Source organism: Azorhizobium doebereinerae UFLA1-100, assembly GCF_000473085.1.
In the GTDB taxonomy this organism is placed as follows: Bacteria; Pseudomonadota; Alphaproteobacteria; order Rhizobiales; family Xanthobacteraceae; genus Azorhizobium; species Azorhizobium doebereinerae.
Map to the genome: position 1 here is coordinate 150,845 of NZ_AXBA01000004.1, position 22,657 is coordinate 173,501.

21 protein-coding genes are annotated in these 22,657 nt (G+C 68.3%); 13 read left to right on the forward strand and 8 right to left on the reverse strand.

What is annotated here, in order from left to right; all coding sequences use genetic code 11:
• Positions 1–2 precede the first annotated feature (2 nt).
• From YU1_RS0105845 to idi, 5 genes are all read left to right on the forward strand, one after another.
• Positions 3–1,514 (forward strand): UbiD family decarboxylase, encoded by a 1,512-nt coding sequence (locus YU1_RS0105845; protein ID WP_198018849.1) that lies wholly within the window; start codon positions 3–5, stop codon positions 1,512–1,514.
• Between the two features lie 75 nt (positions 1,515–1,589).
• Complete coding sequence (locus YU1_RS0105850) at positions 1,590–2,180, forward strand: UbiX family flavin prenyltransferase (protein WP_029003264.1); 591 nt, start codon at positions 1,590–1,592, stop codon at positions 2,178–2,180.
• A gap of 12 nt (positions 2,181–2,192) precedes the next feature.
• Positions 2,193–2,903, forward strand: coding sequence for a DUF554 domain-containing protein (locus YU1_RS0105855; RefSeq protein WP_029003265.1), 711 nt, complete (start codon positions 2,193–2,195; stop codon positions 2,901–2,903).
• A gap of 3 nt (positions 2,904–2,906) precedes the next feature.
• On the forward strand, positions 2,907–3,356 hold the full coding sequence (locus tag YU1_RS0105860; RefSeq protein ID WP_029003266.1) for a PNPOx family protein: 450 nt from the start codon (positions 2,907–2,909) through the stop codon (positions 3,354–3,356).
• Positions 3,357–3,415: 59 nt separating this feature from the next.
• Positions 3,416–3,949 (forward strand): isopentenyl-diphosphate Delta-isomerase, encoded by a 534-nt coding sequence (idi, locus tag YU1_RS0105865; protein WP_035714152.1) that lies wholly within the window; start codon positions 3,416–3,418, stop codon positions 3,947–3,949.
• A gap of 55 nt (positions 3,950–4,004) precedes the next feature.
• Here idi and YU1_RS0105870 read toward each other — a convergent pair whose 3' ends face one another.
• The 8 genes from YU1_RS0105870 to YU1_RS0105905 form a co-directional block, all read right to left on the reverse strand.
• Positions 4,005–5,609, reverse strand: a complete 1,605-nt coding sequence (locus tag YU1_RS0105870) for a GMC family oxidoreductase (protein ID WP_029003268.1) — start codon at positions 5,607–5,609, stop codon at positions 4,005–4,007.
• A 142-nt stretch (positions 5,610–5,751) separates the two neighbouring features.
• Entirely contained in the window at positions 5,752–7,959 is a 2,208-nt protein-coding gene (locus tag YU1_RS0105875) for an alpha-ketoacid dehydrogenase subunit alpha/beta (RefSeq protein ID WP_029003269.1), read from the reverse strand.
• Positions 7,960–7,996: 37 nt separating this feature from the next.
• The gene (locus YU1_RS0105880; protein WP_029003270.1) at positions 7,997–8,773 is read right to left on the reverse strand and encodes an SDR family NAD(P)-dependent oxidoreductase; all 777 of its coding nucleotides are present in this window, start codon (positions 8,771–8,773) and stop codon (positions 7,997–7,999) included.
• On the reverse strand, positions 8,770–9,567 hold the full coding sequence (locus YU1_RS0105885) for a shikimate dehydrogenase family protein (protein WP_029003271.1): 798 nt from the start codon (positions 9,565–9,567) through the stop codon (positions 8,770–8,772). Before YU1_RS0105885 ends, YU1_RS0105880 begins: the two co-directional genes overlap by 4 nt.
• Before the next feature lie 17 nt (positions 9,568–9,584).
• On the reverse strand, positions 9,585–10,289 hold the full coding sequence (locus YU1_RS0105890; RefSeq protein ID WP_029003272.1) for an ABC transporter ATP-binding protein: 705 nt from the start codon (positions 10,287–10,289) through the stop codon (positions 9,585–9,587).
• The gene (locus YU1_RS0105895; RefSeq protein ID WP_084539690.1) at positions 10,273–12,108 is read right to left on the reverse strand and encodes a branched-chain amino acid ABC transporter ATP-binding protein/permease; all 1,836 of its coding nucleotides are present in this window, start codon (positions 12,106–12,108) and stop codon (positions 10,273–10,275) included. The genes YU1_RS0105890 and YU1_RS0105895 overlap by 17 nt, the downstream gene beginning before the upstream one ends.
• Before the next feature lie 4 nt (positions 12,109–12,112).
• Positions 12,113–12,985: a branched-chain amino acid ABC transporter permease gene (locus YU1_RS0105900; protein WP_029003274.1), complete on the reverse strand. Its 873-nt coding sequence runs from the start codon at positions 12,983–12,985 to the stop codon at positions 12,113–12,115.
• Between the two features lie 138 nt (positions 12,986–13,123).
• Positions 13,124–14,356 (reverse strand): ABC transporter substrate-binding protein, encoded by a 1,233-nt coding sequence (locus YU1_RS0105905; RefSeq protein ID WP_029003275.1) that lies wholly within the window; start codon positions 14,354–14,356, stop codon positions 13,124–13,126.
• 166 nt (positions 14,357–14,522) lie between these two features.
• On the opposite strand from YU1_RS0105905, the gene YU1_RS0105910 reads away from it, so the two are divergent.
• From YU1_RS0105910 to YU1_RS28200, 8 genes are all read left to right on the forward strand, one after another.
• A complete protein-coding gene (locus YU1_RS0105910) occupies positions 14,523–15,527 on the forward strand; it encodes an NAD(P)H-quinone oxidoreductase (RefSeq protein WP_029003276.1) in 1,005 nt (334 codons plus the stop codon).
• Positions 15,524–16,294, forward strand: coding sequence for an SDR family oxidoreductase (locus YU1_RS0105915; RefSeq protein WP_029003277.1), 771 nt, complete (start codon positions 15,524–15,526; stop codon positions 16,292–16,294). Before YU1_RS0105910 ends, YU1_RS0105915 begins: the two co-directional genes overlap by 4 nt.
• A gap of 14 nt (positions 16,295–16,308) precedes the next feature.
• Positions 16,309–17,049: an SDR family NAD(P)-dependent oxidoreductase gene (locus tag YU1_RS0105920; RefSeq protein WP_029003278.1), complete on the forward strand. Its 741-nt coding sequence runs from the start codon at positions 16,309–16,311 to the stop codon at positions 17,047–17,049.
• A gap of 39 nt (positions 17,050–17,088) precedes the next feature.
• Entirely contained in the window at positions 17,089–17,805 is a 717-nt protein-coding gene (locus YU1_RS0105925; RefSeq protein ID WP_029003279.1) for a FadR/GntR family transcriptional regulator, read from the forward strand.
• Between the two features lie 137 nt (positions 17,806–17,942).
• A complete protein-coding gene (gene fumC / locus YU1_RS0105930) occupies positions 17,943–19,403 on the forward strand; it encodes a class II fumarate hydratase (protein ID WP_029003280.1) in 1,461 nt (486 codons plus the stop codon).
• A gap of 47 nt (positions 19,404–19,450) precedes the next feature.
• Positions 19,451–19,846: an AraC family ligand binding domain-containing protein gene (locus YU1_RS0105935; protein ID WP_029003281.1), complete on the forward strand. Its 396-nt coding sequence runs from the start codon at positions 19,451–19,453 to the stop codon at positions 19,844–19,846.
• A 21-nt stretch (positions 19,847–19,867) separates the two neighbouring features.
• Positions 19,868–21,367, forward strand: coding sequence for a malate dehydrogenase (quinone) (gene mqo / locus YU1_RS0105940; protein ID WP_029003282.1), 1,500 nt, complete (start codon positions 19,868–19,870; stop codon positions 21,365–21,367).
• A 52-nt stretch (positions 21,368–21,419) separates the two neighbouring features.
• Positions 21,420–22,649, forward strand: coding sequence for a threonine/serine exporter family protein (locus YU1_RS28200; protein WP_245263236.1), 1,230 nt, complete (start codon positions 21,420–21,422; stop codon positions 22,647–22,649).
• Positions 22,650–22,657 lie beyond the last annotated feature (8 nt).

Genomic DNA, 22,657 nt, shown 5'->3' on the forward strand with positions numbered 1-22,657 from the left:
CCATGAATGCACCGACTAAGATGCCCATGGCGGACGCGGGCGCGGTTCTCGATCTCCGCTCGGCGATCGAGCGGCTGAAGACCCTGCCGGGCCAGTTCCGCACCACCGATCATCTCGTCGATCCGCATGCGGAGCTGGCGGGGGTCTACAAGCGCATCGGGGCCGGCGGCACCGTGATGCGTCCGACCCGCACGGGGCCGGCGATGATGTTCGAGAACATCAAGGGCTTTCCCGGGTCGCGCGTGCTGGTCGGCGTGATGGCCGACCGCTCTCGCGTGGCGGCCCTGCTCGGCACCAAGCCTGAGCAACTGGCCCAGCATATGGGCGCCGCGGTCGACAACGCGATCCAGCCGGTGATCATCGATGGCAAGGGCGCGCCCTGCCAGGAGCAGGTGTTCCGCGCCGACGATCCGTCCTTCGATCTGCGAACCCTGCTGCCGGCGCCCACCAATACGGAGCAGGATGCCGGCCCGTATTTCTGCCTGGGCCTGGTGCTGGGGTCCGATCCGGAGAACGGGCATACGGACGTCACCATTCACCGCCTCTGCGTGCAGGGGCGAGATGAACTGTCGATCTTCTTCGCGCCCGGCCGTCATATCGATGCCTTCCGGGAGAAGGCCGAGGCGAACGGGCAGCCCTTGCCGGTGACCATCAACATGGGGCTCGATCCGGCGATCGCCATCGGCTCCTGCTTCGAGGCGCCGACCACTCCCTTGGGCTTCGACGAACTGTCGGTCGCCGGCGGCCTGCGTGGGCGCCCTGTCGAGCTGGTGCCGGCTCTGACGGTCAAGCAGCATTCGATCGCGCGCGCCGAGATCGTCATCGAGGGTGAGATCCTGCCCGGCCGGCGCATCCGGGAAGACATCAACACCGACAGCGGCCATGCCATGCCGGAGTTTCCCGGCTATGACGGCCCGGCCAATCCCTCGCTGCCGGTGATCAAGGTGAAGGCCGTCACCATGCGGCACAACGCCATCCTGCAAACCCTGGTGGGGCCGGGAGAGGAGCACACCAACCTTGCCGGCATCCCGACCGAGGCGAGCATCTACAACGCTTGCGAGAAGGCGCTTCCGGGCTTCGTGAAGAATGTCTACGCCCACACGGCGGGCGGGGGAAAGTTCCTCGCGGTGATCCAGGTCTCACAGAAGAGTGCCCTGGACCAGGGGCGTGCCCGGCAGGCGGCGATCATCGCGCTCGCCATCTATCGCGAACTGAAGAACGTGATCCTCGTGGATGACGATGTCGATCCGTTCGACAGCAACGATGTGCTGTGGGCGATGCAGACACGCTACCAGGGCGACATGGACACGATGTTCCTGCCCGGCGTCACGGGCCATGTCCTCGATCCCTCCCAGTCGCCCGACTACAGCACCACGATCCCGGCCAGGGGCGTGACCTGCAAGACGATCTTCGACTGCACCTATCCCTGGAAGATGCGCGAGAAGTTCGCCCGGGCGCCGTTCCGCGATGTCGATCCGCGGCCCTTCGCGCCGGATCTGTTCCCGGAAACCTGAGCAGCTTCGGGCGGGGGCCATCTGCCGCGCGCAGCCGCGTCCCCGCCCCATTCCCAACGGACAGGAGAAGCCGAAATGGAAAAGGACCGCGTCGTCGTTGGCATCACCGGAGCCAGCGGCTTCCAATACGGCCTGGAAGCCCTTCGCCTGCTGAATGATGCCGGCGTCGAGACGCATCTCGTGATGTCGAAGGGCGCCGATCTCACCCGCCAGCACGAGACCAGCGTGACGCGCGCCGAGGTCGAGCAGATGGCCGCCTACTGCCATGCGCCGGGGGCGCTGGGCGCGCCGATTTCCAGCGGCTCGTTCCGCACGCTCGGCATGATCATCGCACCCTGCTCGATGCATACGCTGGGTGCCATTGCCTCCGGCGTCACCGACAATCTGGTGACGCGCGCCGCGGACGTGGTCCTCAAGGAGCGCCGGCGCCTCGTCCTGATGGCACGCGAGACGCCGCTCCATCTTGGTCACTTGCGCAACATGCAGGCGGTCACGGAGTATGGAGCCATCGTATTCCCGCCGGTGCCGGCGATCTATGCCGGGCCAAAGACCACCGACGACATCATCAGGCACAGCGTCGCCCGGGCCATCGGCCTTCTGGGCATCCATACGCAGGAGCTCCCCCGCTGGGGCGAGACGGTGCCGGCTCTCACTCTCGAAAAGTAAGGGGAAGCCAAGATGATTGGCTCAGTCATAAATGCAAGCGCCGTCCTCATCGGCGGTGTGGTCGGGGCGGCGCTCGGGACGCGCCTGCCGGAGCGCCTGAGGACGGCCATGCCGATGACCTTCGGGGCGGCGTCCATGGCCATGGGCGTGGTGCTGATCGTCCGCGTGGAAACCATCGGCGTGATGGTGATCTCGCTGCTGCTGGGGGCGATCCTCGGCGAACTGATCTATCTGGAGCGGGGCATCGGCGCCGTCGCAGAGGCGCTGAACTCGCTTCTGGCGCGATACCTGCCCAAGCCGAAGGACCTCAGCAACGAGGCCTTCCTGGAGAAGTACGTGGCGATCACGGTGCTTTTCTGCGCAAGCGGCACGGGTATTTTCGGTGCCATGCAGGAAGGCATGACGGGCGATCCGTCGATCCTGATCGCCAAGTCGTCGCTGGATCTCCTGACCGCCGGCATCTTCGCGACCTCGCTCGGCTTCGCGGTGGCCGCCATCTGCATACCCCAGATCATCGTTCTGCTGGGTTTGACCTATGGCGCCATCTTCATCGTCCCGATCATGACCACGGCGATGAACCATAATTTCTCCGCGGTCGGCGGCGCGCTGATGCTGGCGACGGGCTTCCGGATCTGCGGCATCAAGAGCTTTCCGGTCGCCAACATGCTGCCGGCGCTGCTCTTCGCCATGCCGGTCACGGCGCTTTGGGGATATATCTTCTGAACCATGGACACGGCATTCACCCCGACGATCGACGGTTTCCTCGCCCGACACAACGTGATGTCGCTCGCGGTGGCGGGCGAGGGTGTGCTCTGGGCGGCCTGCGTCTTCTATGCATTCGACAGGGCGCAGCGGCGTCTGCTCTACGTCACCAGCCTGGATACGACGCATGGACGGCTGGCGCTGTCGAACCCTTCCGTGGTTGCGACGGTGGCGCCGCAGGGGCGGGACATTGCCGGCGTGCAGGGCGTGCAGATCAGAGGCGCGTCCACCATGCTGCAAGGGCGGGAGGCGGACGACGCGAAAGTTCTTTTCCTCGCCGATTTTCCCGACGTGGGCGCGGTCCCGGCCCCGATCTGGGCGCTGGTGCCGGACTATGTGAAGATGGTCGATAACACGGCCGGGTTCGGACACAAGGAAGAGTGGCCGCGTCCGGCCGGTGCCGGGGGAGGCTGACCGCTGCATTCTGCGGTGGCATCGGGTGTGATGAGGCCCGGGGAGGGACGGAGCGCGTGATGGCAAGCGAAGACCTGATCGTCCTGGTGGACGCGAACGACACCCAGCTGGGCGTCATGGACAAGCTGCGGACGCACCTTGAAGGCGCCCGCCATCGCGCGGTCTCGGGTTTCCTGTTCTCGCGCTCGGGCGAGATGCTGATCCAGAAGCGCGCCGCGACGAAATATCATAGCGGCGGGCTCTGGGCGAACGCGTGCTGCTCGCATCCGCGGCCCGGCGAAGCGGCTTTGGACTGCATGCAGCGGCGGTTCGGCGAGGAGCTTGGGATCAGTCCCAGCCTCCATTGGTTCGGGACCACGCAATACCGTTGCAGCGTCGGACGTGGCCTGACCGAGGACGAGGTCGTGCATGGCTTCGCCGGACGCTTCGACGGCGAGGTGATGATGAATGCGGACGAGGTCGAGGACTGGCGCTGGGTCTCGCGCGAGCGCCTGACGGACCTGTGCAGGGCTCAGCCCGGTCGCGTCGCGGCATGGCTTCGGGTCTATAGCTCCGAGGGCTTCGTCGATCAGGCGATGGCGAGCTGCCGCTGATCGCGCCTTCGGCGCCGTATGCAGCCTATATGGCACAGCCGCCAAAAAACACCGCCTAAGCCGACGCGTCGGCGCGGATCAGGTCGGCGGCCTTCTCGGCGATCATCATGACGGCCGCCTGGGTGTTGGCCGACACCAGCGTCGGCATGATCGAGGCATCGACAATCCGCAGGCGCTCGATGCCGTGCACGCGCAGCCGGGGATCGACGACCGAAGCCGGACACGTGCCCATCGCGCAGGTGCCGACGGGGTGATAGATGGTCTGGCCGGTCCGGCGGGCGAAGTCGAGCCATTGGGCATCGCTCTCAACCTCCGCGCCGGGGTTCATCTCATGGTCCCGGTAGGGATCCATGGCTGCCTGCCTGATGATGGAGCGGGCGATCCTCATGCCGCCCACGAGGCTGTCCTGGTCTTCCGGGACGGCAAGGAAATTGGGCCGGATGGCGGGTTGCACCAAGGGGTCGGGACTGACTGCGTGGATCGAGCCGATCGACTGCGGGCGGAGCTGGGCCACGCCGATGGTCATGCCGGGAAGGCGGTCGAGGGCGCGGTCGGCTGCGTTCGCGTAGCTCGCATGCATGAAGAAATATTGGACATCCGGGGTCTCAAGTTCCGGCCGCGTCTTCACGAAGCCATGGGCAAGGCCGGTGCCGAGGGTGAGGATGCCGGTGCGGGTGAGGAAATATTGCGCGACGGCGCGGGCCAGATGCAGCCCCCTCGTCTGTTCGTTGAGGGTGATGGGCTGCTTCACGCGCCAGTTCATCCGCGTGGCGAAGTGGTCGCGGTAATTGTTGCCCACGCCCGGCAGGGCATGGAACACCGGCAGGCCGGCCGCGCGCAGCGTCGCTGGGTCGCCGATGCCGGAGAGTTCCAGCAGTTGCGGGGTCTGGACCGCACCCGCGGTGAGGATCACTTCGGCCCGTGCCGTGGCCCTGCGTACGGAGCCCGCCATCGTGTAGGCGACGCCGGTGGCGCGCCGGCCGTCGAAGTCCAGCCGGGTCACATGGGCGTGGGTCACCACCTTGAGGTTCGGGCGGCCCATGGCCGGACGCAGATAGGCGTCCATCACGGTCCAGCGCCGGCCGTTCTTCTGGTTCACCTGATAGTAGCCGAAGCCGTTCTGGTCCGGTCCGTTATAGTCGGGGTTGAGCGGGAAGCCGGCCTGCTGGGCGGCGGCGAGGAAGGCTTCCGAAAGCACCGGCCGCTCGGCCACGCGCACCACGCTCATGGGGCCGTCGAGGCCGCGTGTGGCGGGGTCGGCATCAGGGCCGGCGAAGGTCTCTAGCCGCTTGAAGTAGGGCAGCACGTCGGCGTGGCTCCAGCCGGTAGCGCCCATCTGCGCCCAGCCGTCGAAGTCCTGCGGCTGGCCGCGGACGAAGATCATGCCGTTGATGAGGGTCGAGCCGCCGAGGCCCTTGCCGCGCGGCACTACGATCTCACGGTTGCCCGTATTCGCCTCCGGTGCCGTGGTGAAGCGCCAGTTGAAGGCGGAGCCGCTCAGAAGCTTGCCGAAGCCGGCGGGAATCGGAATCCAGAAGCCGTTGTCCGGGCCGCCCGCCTCGATCAGCAGGACGCTGCGTCGGCTGTCTTCCGAGAGCCGCGCCGCCAGGATGCATCCCGCGGTGCCGCCGCCGACGATGATGTAGTCGAACGTATCCATCTCATGCTCGTCGTATGAAGGGCCGGTCACAGGGCGTCCGCCGGCAACCCATGCCCGGATCGCACTGCCCGTCTGGGACACGCGCGCGCTTCCGACACGATCCCAGGCGGGTAAAAACAGTGTGGCGTGCCGTCTCGGCCGGTCACGATCCGGCACCCGCGATGAGGGCTGGCGGCAGCGGCGCGCCCTTGGACGCCATGGCCAGCGCCAGCCCGTCCACCACTTCCCGCGTGCCGGCGAAGGCCGCGCGCTCCAGCACCTTGGAGATGGTGGGCGAGGCTTCCTTGCCGTGCACCCGCTGGATGGGCTGGTCCAGCCAGTCCAGATAGCGGCGCTGGATCTCGTCGGCGAGGAAGCCGCCGTAGGAGGTGCCCGCCGAGCCCTGCTCGACGATGACGACATTGTTGGTCTTGCGGATGCTCTCGCCGATGGTGTCCCAGTCCAGCGAAGCGCGATCGAGGGTGCGCAGGTCGATGATTTCCGCGTCGAGGCCGAGCTGTTCCACCGCCTCCAGGCTTCGCGCCACCATGGCGGAATAGGTGAGAATGGTCAGCTCGGAGCCCGCACGCACCACACGGGCCTGGCCGAGCGGGATGACATAGTCGAGATCGTCCACCGGCACCTGGCCCATGGTCTGGTAGAGGTCCACATGCTCGATCACCAGCACCGGGTCGTTGCAGGCGAGGGCCGCGTTCATCAGGCCCACATAATCGAAGGGCGTCGAGGGGGCGACGATGCGCCAGCCGGCGGAAGTGGCGAACATGCCGGCAGGGTCGAGGGAGTGCTGCGAGCCGTAGCCGGTGCCCATGGCGATCTTGGTGCGCAGCACCAGCGGCACATCGACGTCGGCACCGAACATGTGGCGGGCCTTGCCGATCTGGTTGAACACCTGATCAGCGGCCACCCACATGAAATCCGGATACATGAATTCCACCAGCGGCCGGTAGCGGCCGTCCATCGCGAGGCCGCCGGCAAGGCCCGCGAACGAGCCCTCGCTGATGGGCGTGCCGAATACCCGGCCGGGAAAGGCCGCGGCGAGCCCGCGGGTGGCGCCGTTGGTGCCGCCCTTCAGCTTGTGGATGTCCTCACCCATGATGACCAGCCGGCCGTCGGTCTCGAAGCGACGGTGCAGCACGTCGGCGATGGCGTCCACGAACTTGCGCTCCACCAACGGGCCGGTGAAGGTGTCTGCCTCCTGCCGGCGCGCGCCGGCGAGTTCCGAGAGATCGCCGCGGATGCCGGCATCGACGAAGCCCACGTCCGGCCAGAGCGCCGGGCGGATGCGCCGCTTGTTGCCCTCCGGCTCCACGAGCCGGGCGGCCACCTCGGCCATGATGTCCTTGCAGCGCGCGCGCAGCCCGTCCACCTCGTCCGGGCTGAGAACGCCCCGCTGCACCAGCACGCGGCCGGTGCGGTCGATGGGGTCGCGAGCCCGCCAGGCGCTCTCTTCCTCCTTCGTTCGATAGCCGAAGGCGGAGCCGGGCAGGGGGCCGTTCTGGTGGAAATAGCGATAGACCTCGGCTTCGATGACCGTCGGCCCATGGCCCGCCCGCATGTGGGCGAGCGCCTCCTGCGTGGCGAGGTGGACCGCCAGCGGGTCCATGCCGTCCACGCGCCAGGAAGGGATGCCGAACGCGGGACCACGGCCGGACAGGCGCGGGTCGCGCGTTGCTTCCGCCACGGTGGTCGCCACGGCGTAGCCGTTGTTCTCGATGAAGAACATCAGCGGCAGGGACCAGGCGGCGGCGAGGTTCATGGTCTCCTGCACCGCGCCGATATTGACCGCGCCGTCGCCGAAATAGCTGATGGCGACGTCCCCGGTGCCGGCGAGCTTGTGGGCCATGGCTGCGCCCGCCGCCAGCGGCACGCCGCCGCCGACGATGGCGTTAGTGCCGATGGCGCCGGCCTCGCCCCAGCGCAGGTGCATGGAGCCGCCCCGACCGTGGCCGAAGCCCGGTTCAAGGCCGAGGATCTCCGCGAGGGAGCGGTGGAGCAGGGAGCGCGTCGCCTCCGAGAAATCCGCCTTGGGATCCAGCTCCGGCGCCACATAGGCCAGCGCCTTGGCGAGAAACTGGTGGTGGCCGCGGTGGGAGCCGTTGACCTGATCCGTGGGGCGCAGCCCGACGATGGAGCCGGCGGCGCCGCCCTCCTGGCCGATGGAGGAATGGGCGGGGCCGTGCACGAGGCCTTCTCCCGCCAGTTCCAGCACGGATTCCTCGAAGGCGCGGATGAGGCTCATCTGCGTCAGCAGTTCGCCGAGCAGGGCCGGGTCGGCCTGCTGCCAGTCGGCCTGGGTGCTGCGCAACTCGATCCAGGGCGCGGCGGCGGTGAGTTCGATGCGGTCGGGCATGGCGTCTCCCGGAGCGCTGTGGGCGCTCCTCTTTCGCTCAGAGATATCCGTAGGCGGCCCAGCCGCCGTCGACGCCGAGCACATGCCCGGTGATGGCGGAGGCTTGGTCGGAGGCGAGGAAGACGGCAGCGTCCGCCACCTCCTCGACGGCGACGAGCCGCCCCATGGGGGTGCGGTGCCGCAGCCGCTCCAGGTCCACGCGTCCCCGGGCGGCAAGGTCGTCCAGGAACGGCGTGCGCACATAGCCGGGCGCGATGGCGTTGACGCGCACCCCCTGGGCAGCCCACTCGACCGCCAGCGTCTTCGCCATCATGGCGACGCCGGCCTTGGAGACGCAGTAGCCCACGCGCTCGGGCGCTGCGACGACGCCATACATGGAGGCCATGAGCAGGATGACGCCGCGCCCTTGCGGCAGCATTCGCCGTGCCGCCTCCTGCGCGGTGAGGAACACGCCGGTGAGGTTCACGTCCATCACGCGCTGCCAGTCGGCATCGGTGACGTCCAGCGTCGGCTGGTTCTGCGATACGCCCGCATTGGCGAGCGCGATGTCGAGCCGGCCGAAGCGGGCGAGGGCCGTATCGCAGGCCGCGGCAACGTCGGCGCGCACGGCGACCGAGCCATGCACGGCGACCGTCTCGCCCAGATCGGCAGCGACGTCTTCGGCTTTCGGGTCGGGGTCGAGTAGCACCAGCGATGCGCCTTCGGCGCGCAGCGCGCGGCAGACGGCAAGGCCGATGCCCGACGCGCCGCCGGTGATGAGGGCGCAGCGGCCGGCGAGGCGTCCTGCGGCGGGGACGGAGGTCGTCGGGTTCATGGCCGCATGCCCACGAAATCGGCCATCAGGTCGAGCTGGCAGGCCAGCATCGGATGGCCTTGGTGGGTCCGGCAGCCCCGTGCGGAGGCTGCGGCGAGGAGGGCGGTGGTCTCCGGCTGCATGATGATCTCCGCGACGATCTGGTCGTCGGACAGACGGTCCGCATCGAGCGGGAGGGGATCGCCGTCCTTCAGGCCGAGGGAGGTGGCGTTGGCCACCAGATCGTGGCCGGAGGGGTCAGGCGTGCCGATGGTGACCGGGAGGGCCGGGAAGGCGCCGGCAAGCCGTCCGGCGAGATCCTCGGCCTTGGCGCGGGTGCGGTTGGCGATGGTCAGGCGGCTCACGCCGGCCTCGGCGAGAGCAAAGGCGATGGCATTGGCCGCCCCGCCGGCGCCGGCCAGATAGGCGCTGCGGCCGGCGGGCTCGATGCCGGCCTTGCGCAGGCCGGCGACGAAGCCTTTCCCGTCCAGCATCTCGCCGACGAGCCGCCCGTCCGGCATGCGGCGGACGGTGTTCACCGCGCCGATGCGGCGGGCATTGTCCGTGACCTCGTCGCAGAGATCGAGGATGGCGGTCTTGTGCGGCACGGTGACGATGAGGCCGCCGAGGTTGCGCAGCCGGCGCAGTCCGGCAATTGCTGTGGCAAGGTCGTCCGGCGCCACGTGCAGGGGCACCAGAACGCCGTCGTAGCCGCGCGCTTGCATCAGGGCGTTGAGAGCCTGGGGCGTGCGCACATGGTGGATGGGGTCGGCCAGGATGCCGAAGAGCCGGGTGTGGCCCGTGATTTCGTTCATGGGTTTGCTCGCGCCTCTCAGATGCCGAGGTAGACGGTCTTGATGTGCGGATCGGCCAGGAGGCCGGGGCCGGTGTTCTCGATGGCGATGTGGCCGCTCTCCAGCACATAGGCGCGGTCGGCCACCTTCAAGGCGTGGAAGGCCTTCTGCTCCACCAGCAGCACGGTGGTGCCCATCCGGCAGATGCGGTCGAGCACGTCGAACATCTGCTGGACGATGATGGGCGCGAGGCCGAGAGAGGGCTCGTCCAGCATCAGCAGCTTGGGGTTGGCCATCAGGCCGCGGGCGATGGCCACCATCTGCTGCTCGCCGCCGGACAGGGAGCCGGCGAGCTGGTCGAGGCGCTCGCGCACGCGCGGGAAGATGTCGAGCACCTCCTCCAGCCGGCGGGCGGCGCCTTCGCGCGCCTTCGGGTGGTAGCAGCCCATCAGGACATTGTCCTTCACGGTCATGACCGGGAAGAGCTGGCGCGCCTCGGGCACCATCACCAGCCCGCGCCCGACGATGTCGGCCGGGGCGAGGGTGTCGATGCGCTCGCCATTGAAGGTGATCGCGCCCCGGCTCGGCTTCACCAGCCCCGAGATGGCGCGCAGCAGGGTGGTCTTGCCCGCGCCGTTCGAGCCGATGATGGTCACCACCTCGCCCGCGCCGACGCGGATGGACACATCCTGGAGGATGACCGTGCGCCCATAGCCCGCCGAGATGTCAGAGACCTTGAGCATCGACGAAGTCCTCCCCGAGATAGGCCTCGATCACGCGCCGGTCGCGCACCACGTCCTGCGGCTTGCCCTCGGCGATGAGGCGGCCGGAATCGATGACGGCGATGCGGTCGGACAGGCTCATGATGGCCTGCATGTTGTGCTCGATGGCGATGACGGTGACGCCATGGTCGCGGATGGTGCGGATGAGCTGCACCATGCGCTGGGTGTCGGCCTGGCTCTGCCCGGCCATCACTTCGTCCAGCAGCAGGATGGTCGGTTCGGTGGCCAGGGTGCGGGCCACCTCCAGGCGCTTGAGGCCACCGATGGGCAAGGTGCCGGCCTCCACGTCCTTCACATCCTCCAGTCCCACCAGGCGGGCCACGCGCAGCGCCGCCGCGCGGGCATCCTCCACGCCGGCATGGCGCAGGAAGGCGCCGATCATGATGTTCTCCAGCACGCTCAGCTTGCCGAACGGCTGCACGATCTGGAACGTGCGGCCGATGCCGAGGCGGGCGAAGGCGTCCGGCGTGGTGGGCGTGGCCCGCGCGCCGTTGCGCCCGACGATGGAGACGGTGCCTGAATTGGGGGCCAGGAAGCCGGAGAGCTGGTTGAAGACCGTGGTTTTGCCGGCGCCGTTCGGGCCGATGACGCCGAGGATCTCGCCGCGCCGCAGGGTGAGGGAGACATGGTCGGTGGCGACCAGACCGCCGAAGGTCTTCACCAGATCGTCCGCGACCAGCACGGGTTCGCCGGGCGTCCCCGTGATCGCCGCCGGCTCGGGCGCCGCGCGGTCGGGCACCCGCACCCCGCCGCCGGGCAGGGCGTCGATGAGGCGGGCGAAGCGCTTGCCGAAGGTGCCCACCAGCCCGCCCGGCAAAGTGAGGGTGATGAGCACGAGCACGCTGCCATAGACGAAGCCGTGCAGGCCGTTCGCAGCCGAGCCCAGCCAACCGCGGGCGAGTTCCGCCAGCGGCACCACCAGCACGGTGCCCAGCAGCGGCCCGGCCACCGTGCCCAGCCCGCCGATGAGCGAGAACATGGCCACCTCGATGGAGGTGGACAGCGAGAACATCGTCGCCGGCTCGAGGAAGGTCATGTACATGGCGTGGAAGGCGCCAACCATGGCGGTGAGGGCGGCGGAGACGGCAATCGCCTTCAGCTTCACGTTGGTATTGTTGACGCCCGCCGCGAGCGCCGCGGCGTCGCGCTCGCGCACGGCCGTCAGATAATAGCCGAGGCGGGAGCTGCGGATGACGTAGGACACCGCCACGCACAGCAGCAGCAATCCGAAGGCGATGTAGAGATAATTGATCTTCTCGCGGAAGATCATCCAGGTCCAGCCGAGCTTCAGCGGCACGATGAGGCCGGCGGAGCCGCCGGTCACGCCGTTGAAATGGATCGCCAGCAGCCGCACAACCTCCAGGAAGGCGATGGTGGCGAGCGAGAAGAACGGTCCGCGCAGCCGGAAGCACGGATAGCCGATGCCGACGCCGACCAGCGCCGCAAGGGCGGCGCCGACGCACATGCCGAGCCAGGGCGACAGGCTGAAATGCTGGATCAGCAGCGCCGTAGTGTAGCCGCCGATGCCGTAGAACACCATGTGGCCGAGGGAGAGCTGGCCGGCATAGCCGCCGACGATGTTCCAGGCCGTGGAGAGGGCGGCGAACACGCAGATGGTGACGAAGACATGCACCACGAAGGGCGACCCCGACACCAGCGGGATGAGCAGCAGCAGGGCCAGCGCGGCCAGCGAGCAGTAGACGCGGGGATGGGTGAGGCGCATGAGTGGGGAAGGGCGCTTGGCCGTGGCGGTGGGGAGCGAGGTCTCGCCGATGGTCATGGGATCACTCCGTCCCGCGGCCGAGCCCGAACAGGCCCGTCGGCTTGAAGATCAGGATCAGGATGAAGAGGGCGAAATAGACGACCTCCTTGAGGTCGGGCGCGATGTAGTAGCCGGACAGGCTGTCCACCACGCCGATGATCAGGGCGCCGAAGAAGGCGCCGTACATGCTGCGCATGCCGCCCAGCACCACCACCACGAAGGCGGTGAGGACGAAATAGGTGCCGATGGTGGGCGACACCGGATAGAGCGGCATCACCAGCGCGCTGGCGAGGCCGACGCAGGCTGCCCCGAGGCCGAAGGCGATGACATAGATGCGGTCCACCCGCACGCCCATGAGCAGGGCGGCGTTGCGGTTCTGCGCGGTGGCGCGGATCGCGCGGCCGAGCGGGGTCGCCTGCATGAAGAGATGCAGGCCCGCCACCAAAGCCAGGGCGCAGAAGAACATGACCACCTGGCCGATCACCAGGGTGAAGCCGCCGAGCGCGATCGAATGCTGCACGGCGGAGGGCGGCACGGAATAGAGATCCGCGCCGAACACCATGAGGGCAAGGTTCATGAGCGCGGTGGACAGGCCGACGGTGGCGAAGATCTGGATGTGCTCGTCGGCGGACAGCAGCGGCTGGATGATGAAGCGCTGCACGATGGCGCCGAGCGCGAACAGCAGCAGCACGATGGGAATGGCGGACACGTAGGGATGAAGGCCGAACTTGGCGGCGAGCAGATAGGCGCCGTACATGCCGACCATCAGGAACTCGCCATGGGCGAAGTTCACGACCCGGACGATACCGAAGATCAGGGTCAGGCCGACGCTGATGATCGCGTACATGCTGCCGAGCAGGATGCCGTTGATCACGAGCTGGATGAAGATGTCCATTGCGCGAACTCCAGGCGCAGGGCAGGGCGAGGATGAGATGCGCGGCCGCGCTCCGGCGCGGGCCGGACGATCGCGATGGCGCGGACGTCTGTCTTGACGGGCGAGATGACGGGCCGCCGCCGGGGCGGCCCGTCGTCCTCAGTTGGTGCCGACGCCGACCTTCATCTTGGCGACGGCCGCCTCGGCGGGGAACACGGTCACGAGGTCCCCGTTCTGCCACTGCATGAGGAACGGCAGCGCCCGGGTGTTCTGGCCCTGCTCCGAGAATTTGGCGCCCCAGCCGGTGGCGGTGCTGCCGACCGGCAGGTCCACCTTCATCACCTCGGCGCGGATGGCGTCCGCCGACAGCGTCTTCGCCGCCGCGATGGCGTCGAAGAACACCTTGGCGCCCATGTAGTTGGCGAGGCTGTGGCCGGAGCGCGGATCGGTGCCGTATTTGGCCTTGTACTTGGTCACGAACTGCTCGATGCCCGGCGCCGCCTTCGGATTGGTGCGGTATTGCGTGAAGTCTACGTCCAGCGCGCCTTCCATGTTCTCCGGCCCGACCGCCTGCATGGTGTCGCGCAGGGAATAGCCGCCGCCGGCACCGATCACCGCCTTGGGCTTGAAGCCCTGATCCTTCATCTGGCGGAAGAACAGCACGGTATCGTTCTGGTAGGAGGTCTGGAGCACCACGTCCACGTTGGCGCTCTTCAGCCGCAGGATCACGGGCGTCAGGTCCACCGACTTGGCCGAATAGGGCAGCGTCTCGACGACGTTGAGCTTCTTCTCCTGGGCCCGCGCCTTCTGGTAGCCGGACATGGTCTGGCCGTAGAGCGAGTCCTCATAGATGATACCGATCTTCAGCTCGCCCGGCTGCTTGCCCTGCGCCGGGGCGATGGCCTCGGCCACCGAATCGACCATGCGCACCGAGAAGTCCTTGGCGGTGGCATTGGTGCGGAAGACGTACTTGAAACCACGCTCAGTAATCGGGTCGGAGACCGCGCCGAGCTCGAAATAGGGCACGCCCGCCAGCTCCGCCACCTGGGTCGCCGCAAGCGACAAGGACGACGAGTAGGTGCCGAAGATGGCCGAGACATTGTCCACCGAGGTGAGGCGGCGCGCCTCGCCGACCGCCTGGTTGGGATCGACCGCATCGCCCTTCACCAGCGTGATCGGCTTGCCGTTGATGCCGCCGGCGGCATTGCGTTCCTCGACCGCGATTTCCAGCCCGCGGAAGCTCTCGTCGCCGAGCAGCGCGAGGCCGCCCGAGAACGGATAGAGGGCGCCGAACTTGATGTTCTGCTGGGCTGCGGCGGGAGAAAGTCCGGCCAGCTGAGACGCGCCCAGAACCACGGCGGCAGCCAGCGCCGCCCGCGCAATCTTCCTCATCGTTTCCTCCATGCGACGCCGTTTGGCCGGCGACGTTCGTGGCCGCTCGAACGCGACCTTGGGAGGGATAGTGCAGATAACCAAGTTGCCTGACAAGTTGGAGGTCGCTAGGCTCGCCAACATTGCGGTCACCCATCCCCATAAGAACCGCATCGGAGAGACGCCCATGCCCGATCTTCCCCCCACCATGCGACAGGTGCGCTTCGACGGCTCCGGCGGGCCGGAGGTCATCCGCCTGGAGAGCGCGCCGCTTCCCGTGCCGGGGCCAGGCCAGGTGCTGGTGGAAGTGGTCGCGGCTGGGGTCAACCGGCCGGACTGCCTGCAACGGGCCGGCGGCTATCCGCCGCCGCCCGGGGCGAGCGACGTGCCGGGCCTGGAGATCGGCGGGCGCGTGGTGGCGCTCGGGCCGGACGTGTCGGGATTGAAGCTCGGCGATGCGGTGTGCGCGCTGGTGATCAGCGGCGGCTATGCCGAATATTGCGTGGCCGACGCGGCCCTGTGCCTGCCGGTGCCGAAGCCGTTGTCGATCCTGGAGGCGGCGGGGCTGCCGGAGAATTATTACACCGTCTACGACAACATCTTCACGCGCGGCCGGTTGCAGGCGGGTGAACGCATCCTGGTTCATGGCGGGTCGAGCGGCATCGGCTCGACCGCCATCCAACTCGCCAAGCAGGCCGGCGCCATCGTCTACGCCACGGCCGGCTCCGCCGAAAAGTGCGCCTTCTGCACCTCTCTCGGCGCCGATTTCGCCATCGATTACCGGGCCGCCGATTTCGTCGCGGAGGTGAAGCGGCTCACCGATGGCCGGGGCGTGGACGTGATCCTGGACATGGTGGGCGGCCCCTATATCGCTCGCAATCTTGCCGCCCTCGCCCTGGAGGGCCGGCTGGTGCAGATCGCCTTCCTTCAGCCGAGCCGGGTGGATATCGACCTGATGCCGGTGATGCTGAAGCGCCTGACCTTTACCGGCTCCACGCTGCGGGCCCGCTCGGTCGCGCTCAAGGCGGCGATCGCCGACCATCTGCGGGGGGATGTCTGGCCGATGCTGGACACCGGCACGGTGCGGCCGGTCATCCATACGACGTTCCCGTTGGCGGAGGCCCGCGCCGCCCACGCGCTGATGGAATCGAGCGCCCATCTCGGAAAGATCATGCTGGAGACCGGCAAATGAGCAGCCACGCTTCCCGTGTCGTCCTTGTCAGCGGGGCGGGGCGCGGCATCGGCCGCGCCATGGCCGACGCCCATGCCGATGCCGGCGCCGCCGTCGCCTATCTTGACCATGATCCCGACCTCGCCCGCACCGCCGCCGAGGCGGCGCGCGCCCGCGGCGTGAACGCCGTGGCGGTGTCCGCCGACGTCGCTGATTTCGATGCGGTTGCCGCCGCCGTCGCCGAGGCGGCTGCCGCCCTCGGGCCCATTGATGTGCTGGTGAACAATGCCGGCATCTCGCCCAAGACCGGCGCCGACAACCGCCGGGTGGATGCCTTCGCCATGGATCCGGCGGAATGGCGCCGGGTGATCGACGTGAACCTGACCGGGGCGTTCAATTGCACCCGCTCCGTGCTGCCGGGCATGCGCGATCTTGGCCGGGGCCGCGTCGTCAACATCTCCTCCGTGGCGGGGCGGACCTATTGCGACATCGTCGCCGTGCACTATGCCGCCTCCAAGGCGGCGCTGGTGGGCTTCACCAAGCATCTGGCGGGCGAGCTCGGCCCGTTCGGCATCACGGTGAATGCGCTGGCGCCGGGGCGCATCGACACGCCGCTGATGCGCGGCACGGCGCCGGAAGCCAATGAGGCGGTGCGCGCGGTCACGCCCCTGCGCCGGCTCGGCTCGCCGGAGGAAGTGGCCTCCGTCTGCCTGTTTCTGACCTCCGATGCGGCGGCCTTCGTCACCGGCCAGGTGTGCGACGTGGCCGGCGGCTGGCTGATGACCTGAGGCAGGGGGCGTCCATGTTCGACTTTTCCGGCAAGACCCTGTTCCTCACCGGCGCCAACGGCGGCATCTCGCGGGCGGTGGCGCGCACCTTCTTTGATCTCGGCGCCAATTGCGTGCTTACGGATCTCGATGCCGAGGGGGTGGCGGCGTTCGCCGCCGAACTCGATCCGTCGGGCACGCGGGCGGTGGGCACGGGGCAGGATGCCGCCGATCCGGGCGAGGCCGAGCGCGCGCTCGGCCTCGCCAAGGCGCGCTTCGGCGGCGTGGACATGCTGGTGACCTCCGCCGGCCTCTATCGCGAGCGCCTCGCCGCCGACATGGACGACGCCTATTGGCGTTCCGGCATCGCGGTCAATCTCGACGGCGTCTTCTACACCTGCCGCTCGGCGGTGCCGTTGATGCGGGAGGGGGGTGCCATCGTCAACCTCGCCTCCATGGCGGGCCATCGCGGCAGCTATGCCCACGCGGATTATTCCGCCGCCAAAGGGGCGGTGCTGTCCTTCTCGCGTTCGCTGGCCATCGAACTGGCACCACGCATCAGGGTCAATGCGGTCTCGCCTGGCCTCATCGACACGCCCATGGTGCGCCCCCTGATGGCGCGCAAAGGCGATACACTGATGGACCAGACGCCCATGAAGCGCCTCGGGACGGCGGAGGAGGTGGCCAGGGTGGTCGCCTTCCTGTGCTCGGACTGGGCCAGCTTCGTGACCGGAGAGACGGTGCACGTCAACGGAGGGTTGTATATTGCAAGTTGAGTCGGCGGTGGAGGTTCGCGCCATGGTCAGGGGAGCAGGATGAGCCGGTCGCAGGACATCATCGGGCGCGGTCCTTCCCTCGCCGATGTGCTGGCGCAGCGGCTGCGGGAGGAAATCTCCTCGGGCCGTCTGCGTCCCGGGGAGCGCCTGCCCACCGAACTGCAACTGGCCGGCACCTATGGCGTCAGCCGGCCGATCGTGCGCGAGGCGGTCGGGCGGCTGAAGCATGACGGGCTCGTGCTGACCCGCCAGGGCGCGGGCGCCTTCGTCGCCGAGCCGAGCGCCATCTCCTCCTTCCGTCTCGACATCTCCGATTTCAGCAACAAGGACGAGATGCGCAACATCGTCGAGCTGCTGATGGCGGTGGAATCCCGGGCGACGGCCTATGCTGCCGTGCGGCGCAGCGACGAGGACCTGACGCATATCCAGGCGCAGCTCGATGCCATGCAGGCGGCGATCGACCGGGGCGATCCGGGGGTGGACGAGGATGTGGCCTTCCACCGCGCCATCGTCGAGGCGACCGGCAATCCCTTCTTCCGCGACCTCTCGGATTTTCTCGACCGGCGGGTGCGGACCTTCATCCGCGCCGCCCGCTCCAACACCGCGCGCATGCAGGGCCTGACCCAGGCGGTGCAGCGCGAGCACCAGGCGATCTTCGATGCCGTGGCCGGCGGCGATCCCGACAAGGCCCAGGCGGCCGCGGAGACGCACCTGAAGAATGCCGCCGCCCGGCTCACGCTCTACTTGCAGCCCTGATCCGGCGGGGCGGATCGCGCGGCCTTTCGGGCACGGAATCGATCCAACGGGTGCTGCACCCGCCGTCCCGCCGCCCCGAGGGGATGGCAAGGGCGTGCGGCTAGTGGTAGGTAAGTCGATAAGACTGACCGGGGGGAATGACCATGGACGGAAACGCCACTCCCACTCTCCGCGACCTGCCGATCGGCATCGACGCCACGGGCGAGCGCCAGGAGTTCGACAGCATGGGCCAGGTCATGGTTCCGGCTGATCGGTACTGGGGCGCCCAGACCCAGCGCTCCCTCCAGCATTTCTCCATCGGCGACGACCGCATGCCCAAGGCGGTCTATCATGCCTATGGCTACGTCAAGAAAGCCTGTGCCCTCGTCAACCATGCCGCCGGCCGCCTGCCGGACTGGAAGAAGGACGCCATTGTCCGGGCCGCCGACGAGACCATCGCCGGCAAGCTCGATGACCATTATCCGCTGTATGTCTGGCAGACGGGCTCCGGCACGCAGTCCAACATGAACGTCAACGAGGTGGTCTCCAACCGGGCGATCCAGCTCCTCGGCGGCACGCTCGGCACCCAGCAGCCGGTCGGGCCCAATGACGACGTCAACATGGGCCAATCCTCCAACGACACCTTCCCGACGGCCATGCACATCGCTGCCGTGACGGCCATCGACGCGCTCCTCGTTCCGCAGCTCGGGCAACTGGCCGGCACCATCGAGCGCAAGGCGGACGGCTGGATGGACGTGGTCAAGATCGGCCGCACCCATCTTGAGGATGCCGTGCCGTTGACCGTCGGCCAGGAATGGCATGGCTGGGCGGGGCAATTGCGGGCCTGCATCGCCGACGTGGAAGCGAGCCGGGCGGGGCTCTATGAACTGGCGGTCGGCGGCACGGCGGTGGGCACCGGCCTCAACGCACCGGAAGGCTTCTCCAAGGATGTCGCGGCGCAGATCGCCGCCCTGACCGGCAAGCCCTTTGTGACCGCGCCCAACAAGTTCATGGCCCAGGGCTCGCTCGACGCCATCGTGCGCGCGCACGCGGCCCTGCGGGGCGTCGCCGTGGCGCTGATGAAGATCGCCAACGACATGCGCTGGCTGGCCTCCGGCCCGCGCTGCGGCTTTGCCGAACTGAAGCTCCCCGACAATGAGCCGGGCTCGTCCATCATGCCCGGCAAGGTCAACCCGACCCAGTGCGAGGCGATGGTGATGATCGCGATCCAGGTGCTGGGCAATGACAGCGCCGTGGCGTTCGCGGGATCGCAGGGCAATTTCGAGCTGAATGCCATGCGCCCGATCATCATCAACAATTTCCTCCATTCCGCCCGCATCCTTGCGGACGGCTGCGGCAAGTTCCGCGAATATTCCGTCGAGGGCACGGAGCTGAACCGCGAGCGGATTCAGCAATATGTGGAGGGCAGCGTGATGCTGGTCACCGCTCTGTCGCCCGTGATCGGCTACCAGAACGCCGCCCATATCGCCGAGAAGGCCATCGCCGATGGGACCACGCTGAAGCAGGCCGCGCTCGCCTCGGGCAAGGTGAGCGAGGAGCTGTTCGACAACACGATCAAGCCCTTGAACATGGTCGGCAAAGGTCTCGCCGGCGCCTGAACCGATCCGCCTGTCGCCGTCCCATTCCTCGTGCCGAAGGGGTTCCCATGATCCGTTGTGTCCGCATCTGGACCGCAGAAGACGGCAATTCCAGCTTCGAGGAGGGGCATATCGACCTCTCCGGCGGCGCGCGCGGCGACATCCTCAGCGCCACGGCGGGCGCCGTGAGCATCTCGTTCCGCGAGACGAAGTCCGGCGGCACGTTCGACTGGCACGATGCGCCGGCCCGCCAGTTCGTCATCACGCTGAGCGGCACGCTCGATTTCGTCACCCGCCGCGGCGAGCATTTCACCATCCGGCCCGGCGACATCCTGCTGGCGGAGGACACCGCCGGCAGCGGGCATAGCTGGAAGCTGGTGGACGACCAGCCCTGGCGGCGGGCCTATGTGATCTTCGCGCCCGGGGCCGACATTCCCTTCATCCCGACAGGCACCCCGGCCTGACCGCCGGACCGGAGACTGACCATGGCACAGGCCTCTACTTCCGCGTCTCCCGACATCGTCCTGATCGGCGCCGGGATCATGAGCGCGACGCTCGGCACCATGCTCAAGGAGCTGGAGCCCTCGCTATCCATCACGGTGTTCGAGGTGCTGGGGGACTGCGCCCAGGAAAGCTCCGGCTCGTGGAACAACGCGGGCACCGGCCATGCCGCGAACTGCGAGCTCAACTACACGCCCCAACGCCCCGACGGCAGCATCGACATTTCCGAGGCGCTGAAGGTCAATACCGAGTTCGACCTCTCGCGCCAGCTATGGTCCTACCTGGTGCGCAAGGGCGCCATTCCCGATCCGCGCGCCTTCATCAATCCCTGCCCGCACATGAGCTTCGTGTGGGGAGCCGAGAACGTCGCCTTCCTCAAGGCGCGCTTCCAGGCCATGTCGGCCCACCATTGCTACCACGGCATGGAATATAGCGAGGATCGCGCCGAGATCGCCAAATGGGCGCCGATCATCATCGACGGGCGCGCCGAGGGCCAGCCCGTCGCGGCCACGCGCATCATCACCGGCACGGATGTGGACTATGGCTCGCTCACCCATCTGCTGACCGGGCATCTCGCCGGCCTGTCGGACGTCTCGATCCACTACAAGCATCGCGTCACGGCGCTGACCCGCGAGGCCGACGGGCGCTGGCGGCTGGAGGTGGAGGATGTGGCCAGCCGGGAGACCCGCTCCGTCTCCGCCAAGTTCGTGTTCATCGGCGCCGGCGGCGGCGCGCTGGAACTGCTGCAGAAATCCGGCATCCCGGAAGGCCATGGCTATGGCGGCTTTCCGGTCAGCGGCATCTGGCTGCGCTGCGATGTGCCCGAGGTGGTCGAGCGCCACCACGCCAAGGTCTATGGCAAGGCCTCGGAGGGCTCGCCCCCCATGTCCGTGCCGCATCTCGACACCCGTATCATCGGCGGCAAGAAATCCCTGCTGTTCGGCCCCTATGCCGGCTTCTCCACCAAATTCCTCAAGCACGGCTCGCTGACCGACCTGTTCCGCTCCGTCGAGCCGGGCAACATCCTGCCGCTGCTGGCCGTGGCACGGGACAACATGGCGCTCTGCGAATATCTGATCGGGCAGGTGCTTCAGACCTCCCAGCACCAGTTCGCCACGCTCCAGCAATTCTTCCCCACCGCCGCCCGGCACGACTGGCAGCATGCGGTGGCCGGCCAGCGGGTGCAGATCATCAAGCCCGACGCGCACGAGGGTGGGCGGCTCGAATTCGGCACCGAGCTGGTGGCCGCCGCGGACAAGTCCATCGTGGCGCTGCTGGGGGCTTCGCCGGGGGCCTCCACAGCGACCTTCATCGCCATCGGCGTATTGGAGAAGTGCTTCGCGTCGGAGCTGACCGATGCGGCGTGGCTGCCCAAGCTGAAGGAGATGATCCCCACCTACGGGATCGACCTGATCACCGATGGCGCGGCCTGCGCGCGCATCCGCGCCGAGACCGCGCCGGTGCTGAAGATCGACAACATCTGATGCCTGTGGCGGCGCCGGTGCGCATCGTCTGGCCCCAGCCGTGGAAGTGCGCGTGCAGCAGGAACTGATCGCCAGGGTCGCCGAGCTCCTGTTCGTCAACGGGCAGACGACCCAGGCCGTCCGCACCTCGGTCTCCCGCCTCGGCGCGGCCCTGGGCGTGCGCGCCACCTGCCGGGAACGCTGGGGGGAATTGACCCTGAGCTTCGACGGCGTGCCGGCGGCCGGCATCCTCGCCGAGCCGCTCGGCGTCGACATGGGCCGCGTGGCCGCCACCGAGGCACTGGTGGATGCGGTCTGCGACAAGCGCGTGCCACCTGAGGCGGCCTCCGCGCGCCTCGCCGCCATCGCCGCCCATCCGCCGGTCTCGCTTGCGCGCTTCGCGATCATGGCCGCGGCGGGCGCGGCGGCGCTCGGCGTGATCTTCGGTGCCGCGCAGCCGCTGACGCTCGCGCTGATCGCGCTCAGCGCCGGCGCCGGGGCCTGCCTGCGGCGCGGGCTCGCGGGCGCCAGCACCAACCCGTTGGTCCAGCCGCTGGCGGCGGCGCTTCTCGCCGGGGTGGTGGGGACGCTGGCCATGATCCTGAAGCTCGATGTGGACCACCGCCTCGTCGTGGTGTGTCCCTGCATGGTGCTGGTGCCGGGTCCCCACTTCCTGAACGGCACCATCGACCTGGCCCGGGCGCGCATCCCTTTGGGCGCGGCGCGGATCGCCTTCGCGACCCTGATCGTGCTGATGATCATCACCGGCCTGCTGATGGGCCTGTCCCTGGGCGGCGGCACCATTCCGGCGGGCGGTGCGGCGCCCGCCGTCCCGCTCGGCTACGACGTGCTGGCGGCCGGGGTCGCGGTCGCGGCCTACGGGTCCTTCTTCAACATGCCCTGGCGCGTCCTGCCGCTGCCCATCGTCGTCGGCATGCTCGCCCATGCGGCGCACTGGGGTATGCTCCAGGCGGGGGCGAGCGTGCAGAGCGCCGCCTTCGTCGCCTGCCTGATCGTGGGCCTGATCGTCACGCCCCTGGCCGACCGCCTGCGCATGCCCTATGGCGCCTTCGCCTTCGCCCCCGTGGTGTCGCTGATCCCCGGCGTCTTCATGTTCCAGGCGGCCTCCGCATTGCTCGCGCTGGTGAGCGCCGACAGGACCGCGCAGGCCGGCGTGCTGACGGAGGCGGTGGCCGACGGCACCACCGCCTTCGTGATCATCCTGGCCATGACCTTCGGGCTGATCGTGCCGAAGATGTGCATCGAGCACGCCCAGGTTCGACGCGGGAGCCCGCGCCCCTGACGCCCGCA